Here is a 7,252-nt window from a genome sequence, read left to right as displayed (position 1 = left end):
TATATATATAGCTTATAATATAAATTGATCACTTTCTTTAAGTGGTGTATTTTTTTATATATTTATGTAACTTAAAGTATATTTTAAGTAAAAATAGTATAATGATAAATTGGAAACATAGATAAATAGGGGGACTGTTTAGTAAGGAGCTATTTATCATGTATAACTTTAGTTGATAGAATTGTTTTTATTTATCTTTAAGTAATATTAAGGAAGGAGAAATGTACGTGATAGGAAAAAACAACAAATATTTAAGGGATACAAAAGGTGGAGTAAAGGTTGAAAGTTACTCTATTAAAAAGTTTAAAGTTGGAGCAGCTTCGGTTGTAATTGGTGCTAGTATATTTTTTGGTGCTGGTATAGCCAATGCAGGAGAAGTTGTAGAGAAAAATGTTGAAGTAGAAAAATTAGAAGGTACAACTGGCAAAGAAGAAGTGAAGCCCGTAAAAGAAGAGGTGAAACCTGCTAAAAAAGAGGAATTAGCAAGTGGAAACATTCCAGCTGTAAACAACAATGCTAATACTGAAAAAATAGTAGAAAAACAAGTATTAGACAAAACGAAATTACAAACTAATATTGAAAAAGTAGAAGAACTTTTAGAAAAAATTAACAAAGATAAAGCTCCTGCGTCTACATTAGCTGCGATTAAAATAGATTTAGAAAATGCTAAAAATACACTTAATAGCACTAGTACTGAACTTACACAATCTGAAATTGATGCAGTAGCTAAAAACCTTAATGAGAAAATCTTTGTGTTGTCTTCAATGCCTAAGGTTAATGCGCCCAAAAAGGTTGTAAAAGAAGGAGAAAATACGATTGCTAATACTGGATCACGTGATTCACGTAATGGGTTAAATATGGGTGAAGGTGTTGGATTTAGAGCAACTACGACTAATGAGGGACGTGTAGAAGGTGCGTTAATTAATGTAAAAGAGTATATCTCAGAGGCTGCAGGACAAGGTTCTACAGTTGAAGGACAACGTACCCGAACAATTGAAAAAACATTCATGACAGCAAAATATAGTAAGGAAGGTAATAAGAAATTTATTACTTATGATGTTTACTTCCAAAATGATGGTAAAGCTTTGATTGGAAATACCGGAAATGCATTTTGGTTCTACCCACCTCGAGATCTGTTGTATAGCGGTGGTAACTATGTAGGAGATACTATTGCTGAAGCATACTATGAACGTTATCGAAATCATGTAGGTACTGGAATACTTTCTGAAAATCCTAACAATTTTACTAAAGTAGACACATATAATGCACTTGAACAGCTTCGAAGAAACGGTGGTGTTCAGGATGATAGTACGAGAAGACAATGGAGCGATAAGATTAGTCTTTATCAATTAGATGGTGGTCCGAATAATAATAATAAACGACAAGAAATGTTGAAAAAATTAGAAAATAATGAAGATCTAAATCGTATTATTCGATTAAATAATGATCCAAATGGACCTTATCCTAAGTTGTCATATTCTCACGTATTAACGGTTAGCGGTGGACAAAATTATGCTTATAAATATCACGTTAAGATGCGTTTAAGAGATGATGTTACGCCTGAACAAGCCAAAACAGCGGGAACTATGGCTGTAACCGCTAAAGAAGGGAAATCTATAACTGCGTATGCGGCATATGTGTATTCTGCTACTGGAACGAGATTGGAAAGCAGACCAGATGCACAATTGTATCCTATCCAAGGTGGTAGTCATATAAAAACAGTAGGAGATGTAATCCCTAATACAGGTAACCCCGTAGCGGATGGATATATTACGCGTAAAGGGTCAGGAGAATTTCCTGCAGGAATGAGCTGGAGTTGGAAAAACAACACTACTCCAAGTACAGCAAGTGCTGGGAAGTTCACTTATACTGCAATCGCAACGTATGGCGATCAAACAACATCAGAAGATGCAAATTCAGGGTCAGATGGACGAGTTTACTTTACGGTTAACCCTAAAAAACCTACTATTACAGCCAGCGATGTAGAACATAAAAAAGGTTTAACTGGACAATCGATTAGAGTGAATGTAGGAAGTGGAGTTAAATCTGGTTCTACAGTGAAGTTGTATGATGGAAATACAGTTATTGGAACAGGGACAACAAATGGTGAAACAGCTACTGTTGTTGTTTCTGGAGCTTTGCCTGGTAAACCTATTACAGCAGAGACAATCGTAGATAATGGTGGAGTAGTGACTTCTGTTCGAAGTGATGCTGTAACACCAACAGAAGTTCCAGATAATGTTGCTCCAACAGTATCAATTAACGGAAAAGCATTAACAGCAAATGCGGATGATAATCGTTTTATTATTTATCGTGGAGCAAACTTCAATCCTACATTTAGAGTTCAAGATGATAAGAATAATGTCACATTATCTATTACAGGTCTTCCTAATGGTGTGGGAAATATTTCGACAAATGGAAGTAAGGAGTTCAATTATACAATTCCTGATAATACTGTAGGAAATGACGCTCCGTTTGGAGAAAGTACTGCAACTGTGGTTGCAAATGATGGTCGTAATAGTGCAACATATAAATTTAAATATCGTATAGTCGACGTACAAGCGGGGAGTACCACTCCAGAAAATCGTGCTGTTGGAAGTGAATTAGGAGATCCTCATAATCAAATCAAAGTGGCAGATAGCGCTAGTTCAGACAGTGATAAGTACTATCCAACGGGTATGCAGTTTAAATGGAAAGAATTCAATTCTAGTACTTTTTCATTTACTGATGTTGCTAATAATACGAAATTAAATGAGGTAGGAAGTGTTACTAAGTATATCGCAACGGCAGTATTCCCTAATACTGTAAGTACAAAACGAATTGATAATGTAGATTATACAATTTACACACCTGTTCAAAAACCAGTATCAAAGACGTTTAATGTGACGGATTCTGTCGCTCCTACTGTGAAATTAACAAATCTAATTGCAAAGAATGAAACAGTATTAACCAATACGGTACCAACATCAACAGATGGAACAGATGGGACAGCTATAACAATTTTCCGTGGTGCTAAGTTAGTTTTACCTTTGAAATTTTCAGATAATGCCTCAGAAGGACGTGTAAATGTTCAATATGTTTCAGGTTTACCAAAAGGAGTTTCGTTTGGTGGAACTGATAATAAGTTAACGCTCACAGGAGTAACTGAAACTAATCCAACAACGCATACGGTAGAAGGTAAGGTGGCTGCTGATGCAACGTTAGGCTATTCTACAGTTACGCTTAAAGTATCCGATTCAAAAGATGGGGATGTATCTAAAGGGAATCATTCAGAAGTAAAATTCCGTGTAAGAGTGCTAGATTTAGACTTTGAACCAGGGCGAGTGGCTGAACCTAATCAATCATCAACAACAGTTGCTGCTACAAAAGGACAAAATCTTGAAGATGCGAATAATTATTTAACGGTTAATTCTGGGACAAATCGCCAAGATCAGAATAATTTCCCAAGTGGAATGACATTCCGTATGGTAGATAGTACTACGAACACGGTTATTTCTAAGTTGCCTGATGCTCCAGGTCGTTATGTTGTAAAAGCAAGAGCTTATTTCCCAGTAGATTATGCTGGAACAAATGAAGTGAGTGAAGTAGTAACAGGGAATACCGATACTCAACTTAATGGGCGTCGTTATATGGAGAAAACTATTAACTTTGTTGTAAAACCAACAGCTCCAACAGTGACTCCAAAAGATAATGGTGATGTCTTAATTACACCAACAAATCAAACAAATGTGGATAAAGTTAGCGTAACCTTTACAAAACAAGATGACTCTACAGAAGTAACCTACACAGCTAAGAAGAATGCTAGTGGAGTATGGCAATTTGGTTCGGGTGCACCGTTAACAGTTGATCCGACAACAGGCGTGTTTAGATTAAAAGACCGTGTTGTAAAAGATGGTACAACGGTAACTTCTAAAGCTCTTACAACAGATGGAACAGGTAGCGTTGAAAGTATTTCTGCAACAGGTATAGCAGGTAATGGAGATGCGGTTTTACCGGAAATTGAATTTAAAAATACTGTGATAGATGCTCTAGGGGATCGTGTAGTATATATTACGCCAACTGAAGATACAAACATTGATGTTGCAACTATTACTGATAATTCTAACAAATTATTAGAAGCTGTATTCTATTCAGGTGATAATCCACCTACTACACACTTAGGAAATTATGGTCTTACTTACAATTTGGTTCCAAGAAATGGAGATACTATTACTACCGCACCGTATACATTGACAGTTACTGGAACATTAAATAGAGAAAAATCTGCAAATACATTGTGGAGAGACGAAGAGGTAATTGTAACGCGTTATGCTTCAGCAATGGACGCTGCAGAAAATAATATTAGGGAAAAATCAGGAAGTAGAGAAAATGATGCTTCAAACCCATATCGTGTTGTTTTCAAAACATTAACTCAAGCAACGAAATATACACCGACAGTAAGTAAATCTAAGATTGAACGTGATATCACTCAAGCGAATACAACAATTACAGCCGCTGAATTTAACAAGATTAAAGATACGTTAACGTTCTCATCAACACGTGGTGAAGTAAAAGTTAATAAAAACACATCTGGTTTAACTTTTGCAATGAAGAATAGTACAGTCCAAACAAAACAAGACGGTACATTATATATCACAGCAACAGTTACTTATCCGGATGGTTCAAGAGAAGATATTGAAGTTCCACTAGATACAACAAATGCGAATAAAGCAAAACCAACTTTAACAATTCCAGAAGTATCTGTTAAAGCAGCTAAAGCTAAGAACGAACAAGGAAGCGTACCAGCAACTGAATATAATCGTGTATTGAACAACGTTACAGTTCCACAAGGACAACCACAACCAACTACTAAAGAAGTGAAAAATAACGGACGTATCAGTGTGGTAAATGGTAAAAATGTAGTTACTGTAGGATTAACATTCAGTGATAATACGAAGAAAGATGTTACAGTTCCAGTTTTAGAAGTTAAACCAATCGACATCACAACAGCATTTAACGAAAAAGACAATACTGTAACAGTAAAACCAAACACGACGGTAGAAACTGGAGATAAATTACACGTAACAATTCGTGGCGTTGGAATGCAATTAACAAAAACAGCTACAGGCTACACAAATAGCCGTAACGACCGTGATATTACTGTGAATTCAGATGGAAGCATTACAATTAACTTATTAGGAAATGAAACATTCCAAGCAGGAGATCGTGTTGTAACACGTCACGAAAGCAATAAGAACGGAAAAGTTGATTCATACGAGACAGAAGCATTCGCAGGATTGAAACCCGTTGAGAAAGTTCCGGTACTAGAAGTTACAGCATTAACTAACAAAGAAAAAGAAGACGTTAAAGCAGCCGTGAAAAAAGCGAACCCGTCAGTCAATACTGCTGAATTAGAAGTAGCAGCAAACGGGGATGTAACTTACAGACATAAAGGTGCAGGTGTAGGAACTAGTGACCCAACACCAGAGATTAGGTTGAATGGAAATGTTATTAAGACTGCGTTAGACTTCACAGTAGGAACACCAGCAGAAGCGAAGGAAAAAGCAGAGTACACAAGTGCAGTAGTGGTAACACCAAACAAACCAAACAGTACAATCACATCACAACCAGTCAATGGACTAAGAGTAGATGAGACAGGTAAGGTAGTAGGAACACCAGAAATTAGCAACTGGGGAGATGAAGAAGAAGAGCGTAACGTTACAATCTCAGTAACTGTAAGCCATGATGGAGATACACCAGTTACGAAAAACGTAGTCGTGAAAGTATTGAGAGATACAGATGGAGATGGAACACCAGATAAGACAGATAACGACGACGATGGCGACGGAATCGATGATAATCAAGATTCAACTCCAAAAGTTAAGACTGCGTTAGACTTCACAGTAGGAACACCAGCAGAAGCGAAGGAAAAAGCAGAGTACACAAGTGCAGTAGTGGTAACACCAAACAAACCAAACAGTACAATCACATCACAACCAGTCAATGGACTAAGAGTAGATGAGACAGGTAAGGTAGTAGGAACACCAGAAATTAGCAACTGGGGAGATGAAGAAGAAGAGCGTAACGTTACAATCTCAGTAACTGTAAGCCATGATGGAGATACACCAGTTACGAAAAACGTAGTCGTGAAAGTATTGAGAGATACAGATGGAGATGGAACACCAGATAAGACAGATAACGACGACGATGGCGACGGAATCGATGATAATCAAGATTCAACTCCAAAAGTTAAGACTGCGTTAACAGCAGAGCCACATAATCCAACAACTCCAGTGGTAGAAGGGCAACCATATACAAATACAGATGTAGTGGTAACAGCAAACAAACCAGGAGTAATAATCAGCTCAACGCCATCGCATGGATTAAGCGTGAATGATAAAGGACAAATCACCGGAACACCAAGCTTCACAAAAGAAGAATGGGGAACAGACGAAGAGAAAACTGTGACAATTCCAGTAACTGTAAGCCATGATGGAGATACACCAGTAACGGTGAATGTGGAAGTAAAAGTACAAATTTCATCTAAAAAAGGAGAACCAGAAGTTCAACCAGATTTACCAGAATTCAACGGTAGAGTAAATGGAGAACTTCCAGATCCGGTAGAGTTACCAAAAGTTAAGTTAATCATCACTAAATGGGTTGATGAAAAAGGTAACGAATTGAAACCAGCAGATGCGAAGGCTCCAACAGTATTAGGTGAAGCGAATGAAGCATTAGAAGCAGGAGAAATTGAAGGTTATGTATTCGTTAGAACAGAAACTAAAGGTGACGTTGTAACTCATATCTTCAGAAAAGTTACTCCAAGTAAACCAGCAGGTAATGGAGAAGAGCACGGTGAAAGAAATAAACCACAACCAACTGCTAAAGTTGAAAAAGCTACAAAACGTTTAGCAAATACAGGTGAAGCTGAAACTAATACAGGACTAGCAGGTTTAGGATTAGCTATGTTAGGAAGTCTGTTAGCTGTTGCGAAAAGACGTAGAGAAGATGAAGAATAAAATATTTAGAATATTTAACTATAAATCTTTCTATAATAATTAAATATTGAGTGAGAAGTCCTAGAGTATTAAAGGTACTCTTTAGGACTTCTTACTTTTTTAAATCTGAGTTGTTTGCACCTGTAAATTATAAATGGAGGATAATATATATAGTAAGTTAAATAATTTGAAATTGACATTTAGTTGTGGGAAAAGATTAAAAATAATGTTATAATTTATGTAGATGATAACAATCAAGATATATTTTAGATGCT

General features: G+C 36.6%; 1 protein-coding gene. It reads left to right on the top strand.

The features are described from left to right. Positions 1-221: 221 nt before the first annotated feature. Entirely contained in the window at positions 222-6,998 is a 6,777-nt protein-coding gene (locus JX287_RS01020) for a YSIRK-type signal peptide-containing protein (protein ID WP_204641379.1), read from the top strand. The last annotated feature ends 254 nt before the right edge of the window (positions 6,999-7,252 follow it).

It is taken from the genome of Gemella haemolysans, assembly GCF_901873445.1.
In the GTDB taxonomy this organism is placed as follows: Bacteria; Bacillota; Bacilli; order Staphylococcales; family Gemellaceae; genus Gemella; species Gemella haemolysans_C.
Note: the sequence above shows the minus strand (reverse complement) of the source record. Positions and strands in the feature narration are given on the sequence as shown.

Coding starts and splice junctions, on each gene's coding strand:
- JX287_RS01020 (WP_204641379.1), top strand. CDS start 222: ATGTACGTGATAGGAAAAAACAACAAATATTTAAGGGATACAAAAGGT.